The following is a 15305-nucleotide window of genomic DNA, read 5'->3' on the forward strand; positions in this document are numbered from 1 at the left end:
ATTCCGTGTCGCGGGACGACGGTACAGGGACGTCAGACGGAGGGCAGGGCGACACACAGAAGCGAGGCCAGGCTTCTCAGCGGGCGGACTGGGCGACGCCAGGCCAAGGGCGCATCAGCGGACAGGCCGGGGGACGCCGGAGGCAGGGGTGCCTCAGCGGGCGAGCTGGGCGATGCCGGAGCGAGGGGAGGACAGGACCGGGACGTGGCCGGCCGCCTCCGTGAGGATCCTCGCCATCGACGCCTGGGCCAGCACCACCACGTCCACCTTCCCCGCCAGCTCGCCGAACCCCGCGAGCACGAGGGCGTCGTGGCGGGCCGCGTCACCGCCGCGCAACGCCTCGAACGCCCCTTCGCACAGGTGCGGGACGATCTCGCGTGCCACCCGCCGCCGGTCGGCCGCGCGCCGGACCGCCCTGGTGGTGGGACCGAGCGTGGTGTGGAGCGTGGCCAGCACGCCGATCCGCGCGCCGGCCGCCACCGCCTCCTCGGCCATCGGCTCGTCGATGCGCAGGATCGGCAGCTCGGCGAGCGGACGGGCCTGCTCGGCGGCCTCGCCGATGGAGGAACAGGTGACCAGCAGGGTGCCGGCTCCGGATTCCTTGGCGAACATCGCGTACGACACCAGCCGGCGCAGCACGTGGGGTGGCGGGCCGTCGGCGGCGATCGTGTCCTGGAGGAGGCTCTCGTCGACGAAGTGGATGACCCGGGCATCGGGCCGCACTTCGGCCGCCAGCTCGGCCAGCGGCGCGGCCAGGGCGGGCACGGTGTGCAGCATCGCGATCTTGGCGACGGCGGTGGCGGCCGGGCTCATCGGGCGCTCCACGGACGCGCGTGTTCGTCGACGATCTCGGCAAGACGCCGCAGCCGGGGCACGGCACGAGCCCGGAGCGCGGCGGCCAGCTCACCACCGGTGCCGATGCCGACCAGGTCGCTCCAGACGGCGCGTCCCGCCAGCATCCCGGACGCGCCCGCGCGGCAGGCGGCCCGTACGGCGGCCGGGAAGTCGTCGCGGTCCACGCCCTGCGAGAGCACCACCCACGGGACCGGGATCACCTCGTCGAGACGCGCGCACTCCTCGACGAGCCGTTCCTCCGGCGCCGCGCCGCCCAGCGGGACCTGGGCCTTGTACAGGCTGGGCCGCAACCCGGCCAGCTCGGCGGCGGCCTCGCGGATCGCGGCCGGACCGTCGAAGCCGGTCTCTCCGGGGGCGGGCTTGGCCACGCCTTCGAGGACGGACAGCAGCCCGGTGGCCGCGCATCGCCGTACGAACTCGGCGGCGACGTCCAGGCGGCGCTGCCGGTGCTCGTCGTCGCGCCAGATGAGCAGGAGCTTGGCGGCGACCCCGCCGGCCCGCCTGGCGCCGGCCAGGTCGACCCGCTCGTCGATCGAGGTGTCCTCGACGGGACCGTCGGCCGCCTGCTGGAGGCTGTCGACGGCGACGATCAGCCCGCCCGGGATCAGGCCCTCGGCCGCCACCTGGTGGAAGCCGTACTCCTGGTCGATGAGGAAGCCCGAGACGTGCGGGCCGAGCTCCCTGGCCACCGCCAGCTTGAACGCGGTCAGCGTGTCGTCCCCCACGCGTTCGCCGGTGGCGGCGGCGACCATCTGCCTGAGGCTCTCCCGCTGGTCCATCGCCACCATGGCGAAGCCGCCGGAAGGGCGGGCCAGCAGGTCGAGCGTCGGCGTGGGCGTGACGGTCTCGGAGGTGGTCATGCGGACTCCCATCTCGGGTCAATCGGGGCGGGCGGAGGCGAGGAAGCGTTCGTACTGGGAGGCGTAGGCGGCGGTGAGGGCCGGGTCGGCGCGATGCCGCTCGGCGGGCAGTACGGGGACGTCGTCGAGCGAGCCGCCGGCCTGACCGGCGATGAGCGCGGCGCCCGCGCACACGGCGTCGCCGGACCCCACCACGTCGACGGGCATGGTGGAGACCGCCGCCTTGACCCGCGTCCACAGCGGGATCCTGACCTGTCCCCCGAACATCACCAGCCGCCCGGGGACGACTCCCGCCAGCGCGGTGATCTCCTCGACGGTCCATCGGACGTGCAGGCAGGTTCCCTCGATGGCGGCGGCCAGCAGATCCCCGGCCGTATGCCCGGCTCCGAGGCCCGCCACCGTCACCCGCCGCCCCCGATCGGGCGCGGGCGCCGCCCGGCCCCGCAGGTACGGCTCGACGATGATCCCCGTCGGCAACCGCACGCCGTCCAGCAACCCCGGCAATGCGCCGTACCGCCCCGCGCCGGGTGGCCCCGGCGGTGGCATGGGTGCGAGGCCGTCGTCGCCCGATCGCGCCTCTGGAGGGTCCGGCGCGGGCCGTTCGCCGGCGGCACCGCCGGGCAGAAGACCGAGGAGCCAGTCGAGCAGGGCGCCGCTCGTGGGCAGGCCGCCCACCAGCACCGTCCCGCGCCCGTCCAGCGAGGGGTCGGTCGTGACGCCGAGGGCGAACGCCGCGCCGGGGTCGGGCGGGGCGAGGGCGGGGAGCATGACCGCTTCGGCCGTGCCCAGCGAGTCGGCGACGCCTCCCGGACGGCGCACGCCCGCGGCCCACGCCCCCACCGCGTGATCGTGCCCCGCGATCACCACGGGGATCCCGGGCGTCAGCCCGCTCACCGGGGCCGTCAGCGGGCCGACCGGCTCCGCGGAGCCTGCCGTCGGAGGCAACTGGCCGGGGCTGAGGCCGGCCGGACGGAGCAGGTCCTCGTCATACGCCTGCCGCCGCACGTCGTAGGCCAGCGTCCGGGCGGCCAGCGTCTCGTGCGTGCGCAGCGTGCCGGTCAGCGCGTACGCGACCGCGTCCGGCACGCTCGCCCACCACCGCATCCGCTCCAGCGCCCCCGGCGCGTGGGCTCGCAGCCACAACCACTTGGCCAGCGGCGCCTTGGCGTCGGCCCGGCGCCCGGTCACGGCGTAGAGGGCCGCCGCGTCCAGGTCCAGGGCGGCGAGCTCCGTCGCGCCCCGCGGATCGTTCCACCACAGCAGCGGGGTGAGCGGCCGGCCGGATCGGTCGAGCGGCACGCCGGTCTCGGCCATGCCGGCGATCCCGATCGCGCGCGGGCCGCGGCCCGCGCGGGAGGCGCACTCCGCCAGGCCCGACGACACGGCGGCGACGAGGCCGGGCAGGTCGCGTGGGGTCGGCCGGCGTACGGAGGCGGCGCAGCGGCCCTCCTCGTCGAAGAAGCCCACCTTGACGTGGGTGGTCCCCACGTCGATCCCGGCCAGCAGGGCTCCCAGCGCCATGTTGTCACTATAAGTCCAGAAGATGGCGGAAAAGTGCCAACTTTTGGTGGAGTGTCACTCATCATGGGTACATGACCGACACCGACGCGAGCCTGCGGTACTCGTCGGCCCCCCACCGCCGCGAGGCGATCCTGCGCCGGATCGAGCTGGACGGCTACGTCGCCGCCGCCGACCTCGTTTCCGAGCTCGGCGTCTCCCCCAACACCGTCCGCCGCGACCTGCGCAGGCTGGCCGGGGACGGCCTGCTCCGGGCGGTACGCGGCGGCGCCACGGCGGTGGACACCGGCGCCGTGCCGTTCACCGACCGCACGACCCAGGCGGCGGCCGCCAAGCGGGCGATCGCCGCGAAGGCCGTGCGGCACGTGGAGCCGGGCACGGCGGTGGCGCTCGACTCGGGCACCACCACGCTGGAGATCGCCCGACTCCTGCCCGCCGGCGCCGGCCTCACCGTGGTCACCCACTCGCTCCCGGCGATCGCCGTCCTCGCCCCCAGGGCGGACGTCACGCTGATCGGCATCGGCGGCCAGTACGGCAGGGACACCCGTTCCTTCGGCGGCCCCGAGACCCTGGCGGTGCTGGAGCACCTGAGCGTGCGCACGCTGTTCCTGGCGGCCACCGCGCTCGACGGCGAAGGCGTCTACGGTGCGACGCCGTACGAGGCCGAGACCAAGCGCAGGCTCATCGCGATCGCCCGCCGGACCGTCGTGGTGAGCGACGCGCGCAAGTTCGCGCTGAGCGCCCCGATCCGGGTGTGCGGGTGGGACGCGGTCGAGGCCCTGGTGACCGACCAGGCCCCACCGGCCGGCTTCGACGCCGTCGCCGTGGAAATCGCATCGTGAATGGCACAGTCATTCACGACTGCAACTTGTGCGGTAATTTCGCGAAATAACGCAGAAATTCGTCATTGACAAACCTCACGGGCGAATCGATTATATCGATTCAATCCCGCACCCTGAGGAGCCCGTGATCATGAGTCCCCCCAGCGGCATCCGACGCGCCGCCACCGCCGCCCTGGCGGCCCTCCTCTGCGTCCCGGTGACCGCGCCCCCCGCGGCCGCCGACGACCGCGGCAGGCCGGGCGCGCGCGTGCAGCTCGAACACCTCGACCGCGGTCTCGTGGCCGCCTCCACCAGCGAGGGAGTTTTCCTCAGCTGGCGCCTGCTCGGCGACGAGGTGTCCGGCCCCGGCGCGGCGGGCATGACCGGTGCCGACTTCCGGGTCTACCGCGACGGCCGCCCGATCGCGACGGTCGCCGACAGCACCAACTACCTCGACACCGCCGGCACCGCCTCCGCCGAGTACCGCGTCGCCCCGATCGTCAAGGGCCGTGAGGGCCGGCGCAGCGCCGCGTCCATGCCTTGGCTTAAAACGTTTTACGATCTGAAGCTCAAGAAGCCGGCCGACGGGGTGACCCCGGCGGGCGAGGCGTACACGTACGCGGCCAACGACATGAGCGTCGGCGACGTGGACGGCGACGGCCAGTACGAATACGTCGTCAAATGGGAGCCGTCCAACTCCAAGGACGTCTCCCAGCGCGGCTACACCGGCAACACGTACGTGGACACCTACGAACTGGACGGCACCCTGCGCTGGCGCCTCGACCTGGGCGTCAACATCCGCTCGGGCGCCCACTACACGCAGTTCCTCGTCTACGACTTCGACGGCGACGGCCGCTCGGAGATGATGCTCAAGACGGCCCCCGGCACGAAGATCATCCGCTACGGCCCGGCCGGCGAGGTCGTCTCCGAGCGCCACGTCACGATGCCGAGGCAGGACGTCAAGGCCGGCCACTCGCACGCCGACGACTACCGCAAGAGCGCCGCGGACTACTTCGACCACGTCGTGGCCATGTTCGAGAAGTGGCACGAGCACCCCGAGGTGGTCGCCGGGCGCTGGCCGAAGACGCTGGAGCAGGCCTTCGGCATCGAGCCGAGGCATCAGTACCCGCTCTCCCACGAGGCCGCCGTCGACCTGGCCACGTACTTCGTCGACGTGTACGCGCCGAGCCGCAGCGGCAACAACCGGCTGCGGGAGTTCGCCGGGTTCGTCATCACCGGCCCCGAGTACCTGTCGGTGCTCGACGGCGCCACCGGCCGGGAGCTGGAGACCATCCCCTACAAGCCGGGCCGCGGCGACGACGGCCTCATGTGGGGCGACTACGCGATGGGCCGCATCGAGCCGGGCAACCGGGTCGACCGCTTCCTGTCCTCGGTCGCCTACCTGGACGGCAAGCGCCCGTCGGCGATCTTCGCCCGCGGCTACTACACCCGCACCACGCTGGTCGCCTACGACTGGGACGGCAGGAGGCTGAAGGAGGTCTGGTACGTCGACAGCGGCCACGCGCCGATGGCCAACCCGTTCAACGCCTCGCCCCACGGCGTCCCCGGGAGCAACCCGAAATATGCCGACATCACCACCCAGGGCTTCCACTCGATGAGCGTGGCCGACGTGGACGGCGACGGGCGGCAGGAGATCGTGTACGGCGCCGCCACCATCGACGACGACGGCGACGTGCTGTACTCCTCCTTCGACGTGGCCCCGCCGCAGAGCAACGTCCCGGGGCAGAACGTCCGGCTCGGCCACGGTGACGCCATGCACGTCGGCGACCTCGACCCGGACCGGCCGGGCCTGGAGATCTGGACCGTGCACGAGGGCGGGGCCTGGGCGCCGTACGGCTGGGCCATGCGGGACGCCGCCACCGGAAAGGTGCTCTTCGGCGGCTACAGCGGCAGGGACACCGGCCGCGGCATGGTCGGCGACATCGACCCCGCGATCCGCGGCATCGAGGCATGGTCCTCCATGCCGCCCAACCAGGAGATCGTCTCCGGCCTCTGGTCGGCCCGCGGCGATCACCTGGGCCGGACCACGCCCGGCACCAACCAGAGCATCCGCTGGGCGGCCGACATGACCACCCAGATGATCAACGGCACCGCCACGACCGTGCTGCAGACCCCGACGATCGACGACTGGAAGCGCGGCACCGTGCTCACCGCCGACGGCACGCTGACGAACAACTGGACGAAGGGCAACCCGAGCCTGGTGGCCGACGTGTTCGGCGACTGGCGGGAGGAACTGCTGGTGCGCACGGCCGACAGCACGGCGATCCGGATCTTCCTCAGCACGGAGGTCACGAACCGCAAGCTGTACACGCTGATGCACGACCCGCAGTACCGGGTGGACGTGGCCAGGCAGCAGACGGGCTACAACCAGCCGGCGTACCCGAGCTTCTACCTCGCCTCGGACATGGACTGGTCGCGGGTGCCGGTGCCCCGCATCCGGACGCCCCGCAGGTGAGCCGCCGGGGCCGACCGGCGGCGGATCAGCCGCCGGTCGACTCGCGCGCCACCACCGTGAAGCGGCTGATGAACTCCCGCGCGACCGGCCGCTTCTTGCCCTTCTCCGCCACCCGCCCGACCAGGAACCGCACGGCCGTGCTGGCCATGAGCGAATGGTCGGGGTCGATCGACGACAGGGAGGGCACGGTGTAGGCGCCCTCGGCGATGTTGTCGAACCCGATCACCTTGACGTCCTGCGGCACGCGCACCCCGCGGTCGGCGAAGCCGCGCAGCACCCCGATCGCGACCGTGTCGGTCACGCAGAACACGCCGTCGACCTCGGCCCCGGAGTCGCTCAGCCGCCGCGCGGCCGCGGCGCCCTCCTCCATCGTGAACGCCTCGATGTGGATGAGGAGCCGCGGGTCGAGGGGGATGCCCGCCTCCTCCAGCGCCTCCCGGTAGCCGTCGAAGCGCAGGCTGGAGACGTCGACCTCGTCGCCCAGCCGGCCTTCGACCAGCGCGATGCGGCGGCAGCCCCGCTCGATCAGGTGCGCGGTCGCCGCCCGCGCGCCCTCGACGTTGGGCATCGCGACGTGGTCGACCGGCCCGTCGAAGATGCGCTCCCCCAGGATGACCATGGGGTAGTCGACCTTGAGCAGGTCGGTGTCGGCCGGCCCGAGCCCGACCGTGCTGAGGATGAGCCCGTCGTAGAGCCGGTTGCGGGACAGCGCCAGGGCGTCGAGCTCGCCCTCGCGCGAGGCGCCGGTCTGCTCGATCGCCACCTTGAGGTCGTGCCGGGCCGCCGCCGCGATGATCGCGGCGGCGAGCTGCCCGTAGTAGGGGCGGTCGATCTCCGCGACGGCGAGCCCGATCGTCCCCGTACGGCCGGTGCGCAGGTTGCGGGCCGCCACGTTGACGCGGTAGTCGAGGTCGGCGATGGCCCGCAGCACGCGCTCGCGGGTCTCGCGCTTGACGTGGGGATGATCGTTGATCACGTGGGACACGGTCATGGCGGACACGCCCGCCGCCTTCGCCACGTCCTGGATCGTCACCATTCGTCGATCACCCGCACGGTCGGCATCCTCTCACGGCCTCAGCCCTTGACGCTTCCCTGCAGGAGCCCGTTGACGATGTGGCGCTGCATCGCGACGAAGAAGATCACCACGGGGATCAGCACGATCACGCTGAGTGTCATGAACGCCGGCCAGTCCACCGAGTATTGCCCGACGGCCTTGTAGACCTGCAGCACCAGGGTCTGCTTGTCGGGCGAGCTGATGAACACGTTCGGCGTGATGAAGTCGTTCCAGATCCACATGGTCTGGAACACGCCGACCGTGATGAGGATCGGCCGGATGAGCGGCAGCACGATCCGCCAGTAGATCTGCCAGGGCCCTGCGCCGTCGATGCGCGCGGCCTCGAAGATCGAGATCGGCAGCGACCGGAGGTATCCCTGGATGAGGAAGTAGCAGAAGATCGAGCCGGCCGCGTACAGGAAGACGAGCCCCTCCAGGGTGTCCACGAGCTCCAGCTCCACCAGGATCCGGTAGACCGGGATCAGCGTGGCCTGCCCGGGCACCAGGAACGCGATCACCAGCAGCACCGCGATCACCCGGTTGACCAGGGTGTGGCGCAGCAGCATCGCGTAGGCCGCCATCGACCCGATGACCAGCATGATCACGATGGACGCGACCGTGACGTAGAGAGTGTTGAGGAACGACTGCAGGATCGGCGTGTTCTCGAACACCCGGATGTAGTTGTCGAGGTAGAGGCTCGTCGGCGGCGCGAGCGGCGAGGACGAGGTCTCGGCTTGCGTCTTGAACGTGTTGACGACGATGTAGTAGAACGGCACGCCGACCACGGCCGCGGCCAGGATCATGAGCAGCGACAGGAGCGGCGAGGAGCGCTGTTTCCTCATGAGACGCGGTCCTCCAGACGGCGGGACAGGACGAGCTGGACCGCCACGATCGCCCCCACGACCAGCATGAAGACCACCGCGAGCGCGGAGGCCTGGCCGAACTTGGCCTGGGCGATGCCGCTCTGGATGATCGACTGGGTGATGGTGAAGGTCGCGTACCCGGGCCCGCCCTTGGTGAGGGTGTAGGGCAGGTCGTAGACCTTCAGCCCGCCGGTCATCAGCAGCAGCGAGCTGACGGTGATCGCCGGGGCGAGCAGCGGCAGCGTGATCCTGAAGAACGACTGGCGCGGCGAGGCGCCGTCGACCCTCGCGGCCTCGTAGTAGTCGCCGGGGATCGACTGCAGGTACGCGAGGTAGAGGATGGCGTGCCAGCCGGTGGAGGACCAGACGGCGACCACGATGACGGACAGCTGGGCGAGCGTGCCGTCCGACAGCCACGGCACGGGCCCGAACCCGCCGACCGCGTCCAGCAGCCAGTTGATGGCGCCGGACCCGAGGGGGGACAGGATGAACCCCCACACCAGGCCCAGGATCGCGATGCTGGGGATGGCCGGGAAGAAGAAGACCGCGCGCACCACGTTCCGGCCGAAGAAGCGCTTGTTGAGCAGCACGGCCAGCGGGATCGCCAGCACCGTGACGATCACGGTGGTGCCGATCGCGTACAGCAGCGTGAACCCCAGGCCCGCCAGCATGGACGGGTCGGTGAAGATCTTCCGGTAGTTCTCCAGCCCGACGAAGTTGACGTCCAGCGAGTAACCGTTGAAGTCGGTCACGCTGAAGTAGAGCGACTGCGCCAGCGGGATCGCGAACAACACCGCGAACACGATCCCGATCGGCACCAGGAACGCCTGCAGCCGCAGCCCTTCGAGCGTCTTCGGCGAGGTGAGCCAGGACAGGGCGCCCGTCAGCGCGGGCGCCCTTCTGCCAAGCGCGGTCATGTCAGCCCTGGGCCAGCCGGTTGTCGAGCGCGGCGGCCACGTCCGCCGGTTTGGCCTGGCCCTGCACCATCAGCTGGAGCTGGGCGACGGCCTCGGTGTTGAGCGCGTCCTGGACCCGCGGCCAGGCGACCTGCGGCAGGTAGAAGTTGCCGTCCTTGAGCGCCTGGAGGTTGGGCTCCAGCACCTTGTCGATCACGGGGGTGACGTCGGACGTGGTGGTCATGGCGGCCGTCTTCTGGTTGAACAGCGTGACGCCCTCCTTGCTGCCGAGGAAGGTCAGGAACGCCTCGGCCTCCTTCTCGTGCTCGGTCTTGGCGTTGATGGCCCAGCCGGGCGAGGCGGCGCCGCCCCAGAACGGCTTGCCGTCGGGAGTGGGCACGCCGGCGAAGACCATGTTCATCTTCGGCGCCTTCTCCCGCAGCGTCGTCACGTCCCACGGGCCCGCGGCGATCATCGCGACGCGGCCGTTGGCGAACTCGTCCACGACCTGCTCGCCTTTCAGGCCGACCACGTCCTTGCTCATCACGCCGCTGGTGAACAGCTGGTTGTAGGTGGTCAGCGGCCCGTTCCACAGGTCGCCGAACTTCTTCTGGCCCGCGAAGATCTGGGCGTCCACGTCGCCGCCCTGGCGCGCGTTCTCGTGGCCGACCAGGGCCGCGACGGTGAGCGGCATGCCCGTCACCGACTCCATGTACGGCGTGATGCCCGCCGACTTGAGCTTCTGGCACAGCGCCATGAAATCGTCCCACTTCGCAGGGAACTCCGTGACGCCCGCCTTGGTGAGGAGGTCCTTGTTGTAGAGGATGCCGGCCGACCACGACGAGATCGACATGCCGTAGGCCTTGCCGTCCACGGACCAGGTCTCGGTGTTGAACTTCGACATGTTCGCCATGAACGGCTTACCGGTCAGGTCCTTGACGAAGCCGCCCTGGACGAGGTTGGTCTTGTTCTCCGCGGCGATCACGAACACGTCCGCCCCGGTGCCCGAGACGAGCCTGGTCTGCAGCGCCGCGATGTACTCGGCCACGGGCGGGGCGTGCGAGAATTCGACGTCGATGCTGGGGTTCTTCTTCTCGAAGGCCTCGATGAGCGGCTTCATCGTCGCCTCGTCCTCCCAGGAGAAGAAGCTCAGCTTGGTCTTGCCGCCGCCGTCGCCGCTTCCCGACCCGCATCCGGTGAGGGTCAGGGCGGCGGCCGCCAGCACGGCAACTGAGCTCGTGAGCAGGGATTTCGTTCTGGGAAGGGACATCCTGCGTAGGGACACCGCTCACCTCTCAGGCACTCGTTCTTACCGTGGGGGGATGGGTGCGCGGATGGGGGTCCGCGCGGGGCTGACCGGTTCGAGATCGCCGTCGGGACGGTGAACGAGCCAGTCGAACATGATCTCTCGGTGGAATCCGTCTCCGCCGGGGATGGCGAAGCGGTGGTAGGCGATGATCCAGCGGTCGCCGTCGCCCGGGGCGCGCAGGATCGTGTGGTGGCCGGTGCCGACGATGCCGCGCCCGGGGCTCTTCTCCAGCAGGACGCCGCGGTCCTGCCAGGGGCCGAGCGGGCCGGGGCCGACGGCGTAGCGGACGCGGTAGTCGGGTTCGCGGGTGTCGTTCTCCGACCACGACAGGTAGTAGCGGTCGTGGTGGCGGTGGACCGTCGCCGCCTCGCGGAAGCCGGTCGGCACCCAGGAGACGACCTGATCGGGGTCGAAGGACATGAGGTCGTCGTGGAGGGGGACGCCGTGGGCGACGCCGTTGCCCCAGTAGAGGTACGTGACGCCGTCGTCGTCGGTGAACACCGACGGGTCGATGGCGACGCCGGGGAAGTCGCCCGCCGCGACCAGCGGCCGCCCGAGGTCCTCGAAGGGGCCGGTCGGCGTGTCCGCGCGGGCCACGCCGATGTTCTGCTCGGCGGTGAAGTAGAGGTAGAAGGCGCCGTGCCGCTCGACGATCGCCGGGGCCCAGGCGTGCCGGGCCGCCCATCGGACGTCCACGCCCAGCCGGAGGACCACGCCCTCGTCCCGCCAGTCGACGAGGTCGGACGAGGAGTACGCCGAGAAGCTCGTGGCTCCCCAGCCGGGGTGGCCGTCGGTCGTCGGGTACAGGTAGTAGCGCCCGCCCGCCACCACCAGGGACGGATCCGCCAGGTGCCGCCCTACCGGCGACGCCGGCTCGGCTATCACGCCGCCCATGTCGGGTTTCCATCCCTTCGCCGTGCTTGTATCGATAAAAACTTGTATCGATAAAAAACGGCGCATGTCAAGGTTGTGTTGCCGGACCTTCAACGGGGAGGATCGGGCCGGTGAGCTTCTCGTGACGATCGCAGGTCAGCTCGTCGCCGCGGATGCGGAGGCGGGCGGCGTGCACGGCAGACCGCCGCCGGTCGCCGTCCGGCCCGTCGACATGGGTGAAGTAGAAGATCAGGGCCTCCTCCCCCGTCACCACCACGTCCGCGTGGTGGCCGGGCGCCGGCCCGTCGAGGATCAGGCCCAGGGGTTCCCAGGTCTCCAGGTCGTCCGATCGGAGCACGCGCTGCCCGTGCCACTCGTCCACGATCATCCAGTGGCGGCCGCCGAGAGCGAAAACATTCGGTCCCTCGTGCGCGGAGACCGTCACCGCCGGGCCCCTGACCTTCCAGGTGTGGAGGTCGTCGCTGTCGGCGGCCCAGGTGTGGGAGCCGTCGGCCTCGTCCTTGTACCAGAGCCGGTGGCCGCCGCCCGGCAGCGCCGCCACGCAGGCGTCGATCACGTACGGGGAGGAGAGGTCGAGGGTGGAGCGGTAGGTCCAGCGGACCAGGTCGGGACTGGTGTAGTGGCGGATGCGGCGCTCGTGCGGGCGCCAGGCGTCGGGGACGCCGCGGATGACGCTGACGTACATGTGGTAGGTGGAGCCGTCGTCGACGATCTCCGGCGCCCAGTACGTGTGCCGGCCCCACTCCAGGTCGAGCCCCTCGATCGTGCCCCGGTACAGCCAGGTCACGCCGCCGTCGGCGGAGGAGGCCACGCCCAGATCGGTGCCGTGGATCCAGCTGACGTCCTCGCGGCGGGGAGCCGTCGCGCGCCTGCTGGTGTAGACGAGCCACCACGTGCGCTCGGCGCGGTTCCAGATCACGGTGGGATCGGTGGCGCCGTCGTGCATGGGGTCGCGGTAGAGCGGCCGGGGGACCTCTGTCATGACCGTCCTTTCCTGTTGATCGGTTTTGTAACGATACAGGCGAGGAGGGCGCCCCCGGCGGGGCGCCCTCCTCGTGGACGGACCTGACGTGGTACGGCTCGGTCAGCCGGCCTGGTTCTTCACCGACACCGTCTTGACCTGCGGCGGCTTGGCCGGGCTGGCGTCCTTCTCGGACCAGGCGCCGGTGGAGAAGGCGACGGGGTGGTTCTTCCTGCCGACGCCGTCACCCCACTTGGTGATGACGTACTGGACCTTGATGTGGCCCTCGCCGCCGACGCCGTCCACACCCAGGGTGTCAGGGTTGAACGTGCCGCCGGTCAGCTCGGCGAAGGTCTTGGCGTCGAGGTCGAGCATGACGCCGCGGCTGGAGGGGTCGCCGGGGCCGCGGTCGCCGACGAAGAAGGGCAGCTTCTTGCCCTTGTAGACGACGTAGCCCTCGGTCATGAGCGGCCAGCTCGGGCTGGCGGCCAGCCCCTTCTGCATGGGCTTGCCGGCGGCCGGCAGGCCGGTGTCGCCGGCGCGGCCGGAGGCGTCGTCCCAGAAGTACGACGCGGTCGTGGAGCCCATGAGCAGGACGTTCTTGTCCGTACCGGTGTCGGCGTGGGCCGCGGCGGAGCCGATGGTGAGGGCGCCGAGGGTCGCTGCCGTGAGCAGGGCGAAAGAACGTACGCGAGCAGACACAGTAAAGCCAGGTCCTTTGTTAGGGGACAACGAACATTGCGCTCACTTGGCGGACGTAGCCGGGCATCATGCCATTACGGTCACTACGCGGAGCGCTGCAGAACCCAGAGGGAACCGGGGTTCTGCTCCCGGTCGAGCCGTGCTTCCCGAAGGTCAGGCACGGGTCACTCGCCGGTCAATGAGTACTACGTTAGCCCTCAAACCGGACAAAAGCAAACAAAACGCCATGAACCAGGCAAAGATCTACCTCAGGGGGTAAAGGCCGGTTCACACAGCGGGGTCGGGTGAACAACGCCCCGCCCGCCACGGCCATTCCCGGCGCCCCGCGCAGCGGGGCGGGGAAGCCGGCGCAGGCCTTTCCCGCGTCCGGATCCCCACCCCGCCGGCCATCGATCAGGTGAGCTGGATGTAGTCGAGTTCGGCGTACCCGGTGCCGCCCGCGAAGTACGGCGAGCCCTTGGCCAGCCGGATCACGTTGTACCCGGCCCGCAGCGTGACCGTGGTGCTGATGGTGGCGCCGAACTGGCCCCAGGCCGGGGTCGGCGGGTAGCTGACGGTGGTCCAGGCCCCGCCGTTGTAGGCCAGGCCCTGGGTGGAGGTGGCGCCGGTGGCGTTGGCGTAGCCGATGGTCATCGTGTACGAGCGTGCGGAGGGCACGTTCACCACGAAGTCGACGTAGCTGTCGGTGCGCGGCGTGCCGGAGTTGTCGATCCGCCCCACGTAGCCGCCGCCGGACGCGCTGGAGGCGCTGAGGCGCTGAGCGCGGAACACCGAGGCGTTCTCGGCCTCATAGCGCTGCTGGTAGGACGGCACCCCGCTGACCGGTTCGACGAGGAGCTGGTAGGCGCTGGTGGCGCTCATGTTCGGCACCGACACGCTGAGCTGCCCGCCGCCGACCGTGCGCGTCGTCGTGGAGATCGTGGTGGGGGCCGTGACCGCGGTGAAGCGGCCGCTGGACGGGGTGGACGTCAGCGTGACGCGCACGCTGGAGCCGAACGCGCCCAGGCCGGTGAGGTTGACGGTGTTGGTGCCCGACTCGTTGCCGAACACCACGTTGACGATCCGGCGCGTGGGGTCGTAGGAGGCGAACCCGTCCAGGCCGGTCTGCGTGGTGGAGGAGGTGGTGACCATGTTGCCGGCCATGTCGCCGTACCACTTGTACAGCCACCAGGTGCCGGTCGGCTGGTTGTTGTTGACGACCAGGCCGTTCATGGTGCCGTACTCGTACCAGAAGGCCCGGTGCGCGGACTCCACGCCGCCGCGTTCCAGCTTGGCCACATAACTGGCGACGCGGCCGGGCACGTCCACCTCGGCGGGGGCGGCGTACTCGTTGATGGAGATGCGGCGCGGGCTGATGCCGAGCGACGCCTCCAGGTTGCGGTAGTCGGCGATGTCGGCGGCGATCCTGGTGGGGTTCTCCAGCTCGTGCCAGCAGATGATGTCGGGCAGCGTGCCGGTGTTCCTGGCGTGGGTGAGGAACGACTGCATCCAGGAGCGGTTGTAGACGGCGGTGCTGGGGCCGACGATCGGCGTCAGGGTGTCCAGCGCGCGCACCGCGCGGAACGTGCGCACCCAGCCGTCGTTGAAGCTGCCCGCGGCGGAGGCGTTCCAGGTCCAGTCGGGCTCGTTCCAGAGCTCCCAGCCGATGATGTTCGTGACCGTGGTGGCCGAGAGGCGGGCGTTGACCATGGTGTTGACCTTGGCCAGCCAGTCGTCCCAGCTCACCCACCGGTACGGGAAGTCGGGATAGATGTCGGGCATCCGGATGAACTCGCCGGCGCCCACCCTGGTGGCCTGCGGCGCCACCAGCAGCGAGTCGCCGCCGGGCGGCTGGCCGTTGGGGCGCTGCCCCACGCCGGGCGCGGGCTGAGTCAGCGAGTTGACCTTGATCGGCAGCAGGGTCGAGTCGGCGGGACGGGAGTTCTCCGCCAGGCCGTACAGGCCGCCGGAGGCGACATGCGTGACGGGACGGAACGGCCGGGCGACGTCGACGGTCAGCGTCGCGCCGGCCGCCGCGGCCGGGGGTGTGGCGGTCACCAGGGTCGTGGCCGTGGTGACCAGGGCTAAGGCGATCACTCGGATGCGGGACATTTCGC

13 protein-coding genes are annotated in these 15305 nt (G+C 70.7%); 2 read left to right on the plus strand and 11 right to left on the minus strand.

Features of this window, described 5'->3' with window-relative positions; translation table 11 throughout:
• Window positions 1-153 precede the first annotated feature (153 nt).
• Genes ID574_RS36805 through ID574_RS36815 form a run of 3 tightly spaced genes read right to left on the minus strand, consistent with a single transcriptional unit; the run spans window position 154 to window position 3236 of the window.
• Window positions 154-813 (minus strand): aspartate/glutamate racemase family protein, encoded by a 660-nt coding sequence (locus ID574_RS36805; protein WP_223167457.1) that lies wholly within the window; start codon window positions 811-813, stop codon window positions 154-156.
• Entirely contained in the window at window positions 810-1715 is a 906-nt protein-coding gene (locus tag ID574_RS36810; RefSeq protein ID WP_188193627.1) for a hypothetical protein, read from the minus strand. The genes ID574_RS36805 and ID574_RS36810 overlap by 4 nt, the downstream gene beginning before the upstream one ends.
• Before the next feature lie 18 nt (window positions 1716-1733).
• Window positions 1734-3236 (minus strand): FGGY-family carbohydrate kinase, encoded by a 1503-nt coding sequence (locus ID574_RS36815; RefSeq protein WP_188193628.1) that lies wholly within the window; start codon window positions 3234-3236, stop codon window positions 1734-1736.
• Window positions 3237-3307: 71 nt separating this feature from the next.
• On the opposite strand from ID574_RS36815, the gene ID574_RS36820 reads away from it, so the two are divergent.
• Together ID574_RS36820 and ID574_RS36825 are read left to right on the plus strand one after the other, a co-directional pair.
• On the plus strand, window positions 3308-4075 hold the full coding sequence (locus ID574_RS36820) for a DeoR/GlpR family DNA-binding transcription regulator (RefSeq protein WP_188193629.1): 768 nt from the start codon (window positions 3308-3310) through the stop codon (window positions 4073-4075).
• Window positions 4076-4205: 130 nt separating this feature from the next.
• Complete coding sequence (locus tag ID574_RS36825) at window positions 4206-6530, plus strand: rhamnogalacturonan lyase (protein WP_188193630.1); 2325 nt, start codon at window positions 4206-4208, stop codon at window positions 6528-6530.
• A 25-nt stretch (window positions 6531-6555) separates the two neighbouring features.
• Here ID574_RS36825 and ID574_RS36830 read toward each other — a convergent pair whose 3' ends face one another.
• The 8 genes from ID574_RS36830 to ID574_RS36865 all read right to left on the minus strand — a co-directional run bounded on the left by ID574_RS36830 (window position 6556) and on the right by ID574_RS36865 (window position 15300).
• Window positions 6556-7566 (minus strand): LacI family DNA-binding transcriptional regulator, encoded by a 1011-nt coding sequence (locus ID574_RS36830; RefSeq protein WP_188193631.1) that lies wholly within the window; start codon window positions 7564-7566, stop codon window positions 6556-6558.
• 38 nt (window positions 7567-7604) lie between these two features.
• On the minus strand, window positions 7605-8426 hold the full coding sequence (locus ID574_RS36835) for a carbohydrate ABC transporter permease (RefSeq protein ID WP_188193632.1): 822 nt from the start codon (window positions 8424-8426) through the stop codon (window positions 7605-7607).
• Entirely contained in the window at window positions 8423-9364 is a 942-nt protein-coding gene (locus ID574_RS36840; RefSeq protein WP_188193633.1) for a carbohydrate ABC transporter permease, read from the minus strand. Before ID574_RS36840 ends, ID574_RS36835 begins: the two co-directional genes overlap by 4 nt.
• 1 nt (window position 9365) lies before the next feature.
• Window positions 9366-10613, minus strand: a complete 1248-nt coding sequence (locus tag ID574_RS36845) for an ABC transporter substrate-binding protein (protein ID WP_188193634.1) — start codon at window positions 10611-10613, stop codon at window positions 9366-9368.
• 39 nt (window positions 10614-10652) lie between these two features.
• Window positions 10653-11546: a family 43 glycosylhydrolase gene (locus tag ID574_RS36850; protein ID WP_188193635.1), complete on the minus strand. Its 894-nt coding sequence runs from the start codon at window positions 11544-11546 to the stop codon at window positions 10653-10655.
• A 67-nt stretch (window positions 11547-11613) separates the two neighbouring features.
• Window positions 11614-12528, minus strand: coding sequence for a glycoside hydrolase family protein (locus ID574_RS36855; protein WP_188193636.1), 915 nt, complete (start codon window positions 12526-12528; stop codon window positions 11614-11616).
• Between the two features lie 102 nt (window positions 12529-12630).
• The gene (locus ID574_RS62490; protein WP_188193637.1) at window positions 12631-13209 is read right to left on the minus strand and encodes a hypothetical protein; all 579 of its coding nucleotides are present in this window, start codon (window positions 13207-13209) and stop codon (window positions 12631-12633) included.
• A 393-nt stretch (window positions 13210-13602) separates the two neighbouring features.
• Window positions 13603-15300 (minus strand): carbohydrate-binding protein, encoded by a 1698-nt coding sequence (locus ID574_RS36865; protein WP_188193638.1) that lies wholly within the window; start codon window positions 15298-15300, stop codon window positions 13603-13605.
• Window positions 15301-15305 lie beyond the last annotated feature (5 nt).

The organism is Nonomuraea sp. SYSU D8015, from assembly GCF_008065375.1.
Classification (GTDB): Bacteria; Actinomycetota; Actinomycetes; order Streptosporangiales; family Streptosporangiaceae; genus Nonomuraea.

Bases quoted from the DNA above. Each gene is read 5' to 3' on its own strand.
- ID574_RS36805 (WP_223167457.1), bottom strand. From the start codon at position 813: ATGAGCCCGGCCGCCACCGCCGTCGCCAAGATCGCGATGCTGCACACC.
- ID574_RS36810 (WP_188193627.1), bottom strand. From the start codon at position 1,715: ATGACCACCTCCGAGACCGTCACGCCCACGCCGACGCTCGACCTGCTG.
- ID574_RS36815 (WP_188193628.1), bottom strand. From the start codon at position 3,236: ATGGCGCTGGGAGCCCTGCTGGCCGGGATCGACGTGGGGACCACCCAC.
- ID574_RS36820 (WP_188193629.1), top strand. From the start codon at position 3,308: ATGACCGACACCGACGCGAGCCTGCGGTACTCGTCGGCCCCCCACCGC.
- ID574_RS36825 (WP_188193630.1), top strand. From the start codon at position 4,206: ATGAGTCCCCCCAGCGGCATCCGACGCGCCGCCACCGCCGCCCTGGCG.
- ID574_RS36830 (WP_188193631.1), bottom strand. From the start codon at position 7,566: ATGGTGACGATCCAGGACGTGGCGAAGGCGGCGGGCGTGTCCGCCATG.
- ID574_RS36835 (WP_188193632.1), bottom strand. From the start codon at position 8,426: ATGAGGAAACAGCGCTCCTCGCCGCTCCTGTCGCTGCTCATGATCCTG.
- ID574_RS36840 (WP_188193633.1), bottom strand. From the start codon at position 9,364: ATGACCGCGCTTGGCAGAAGGGCGCCCGCGCTGACGGGCGCCCTGTCC.
- ID574_RS36845 (WP_188193634.1), bottom strand. From the start codon at position 10,613: ATGTCCCTTCCCAGAACGAAATCCCTGCTCACGAGCTCAGTTGCCGTG.
- ID574_RS36850 (WP_188193635.1), bottom strand. From the start codon at position 11,546: ATGGGCGGCGTGATAGCCGAGCCGGCGTCGCCGGTAGGGCGGCACCTG.
- ID574_RS36855 (WP_188193636.1), bottom strand. From the start codon at position 12,528: ATGACAGAGGTCCCCCGGCCGCTCTACCGCGACCCCATGCACGACGGC.
- ID574_RS36865 (WP_188193638.1), bottom strand. From the start codon at position 15,300: ATGTCCCGCATCCGAGTGATCGCCTTAGCCCTGGTCACCACGGCCACG.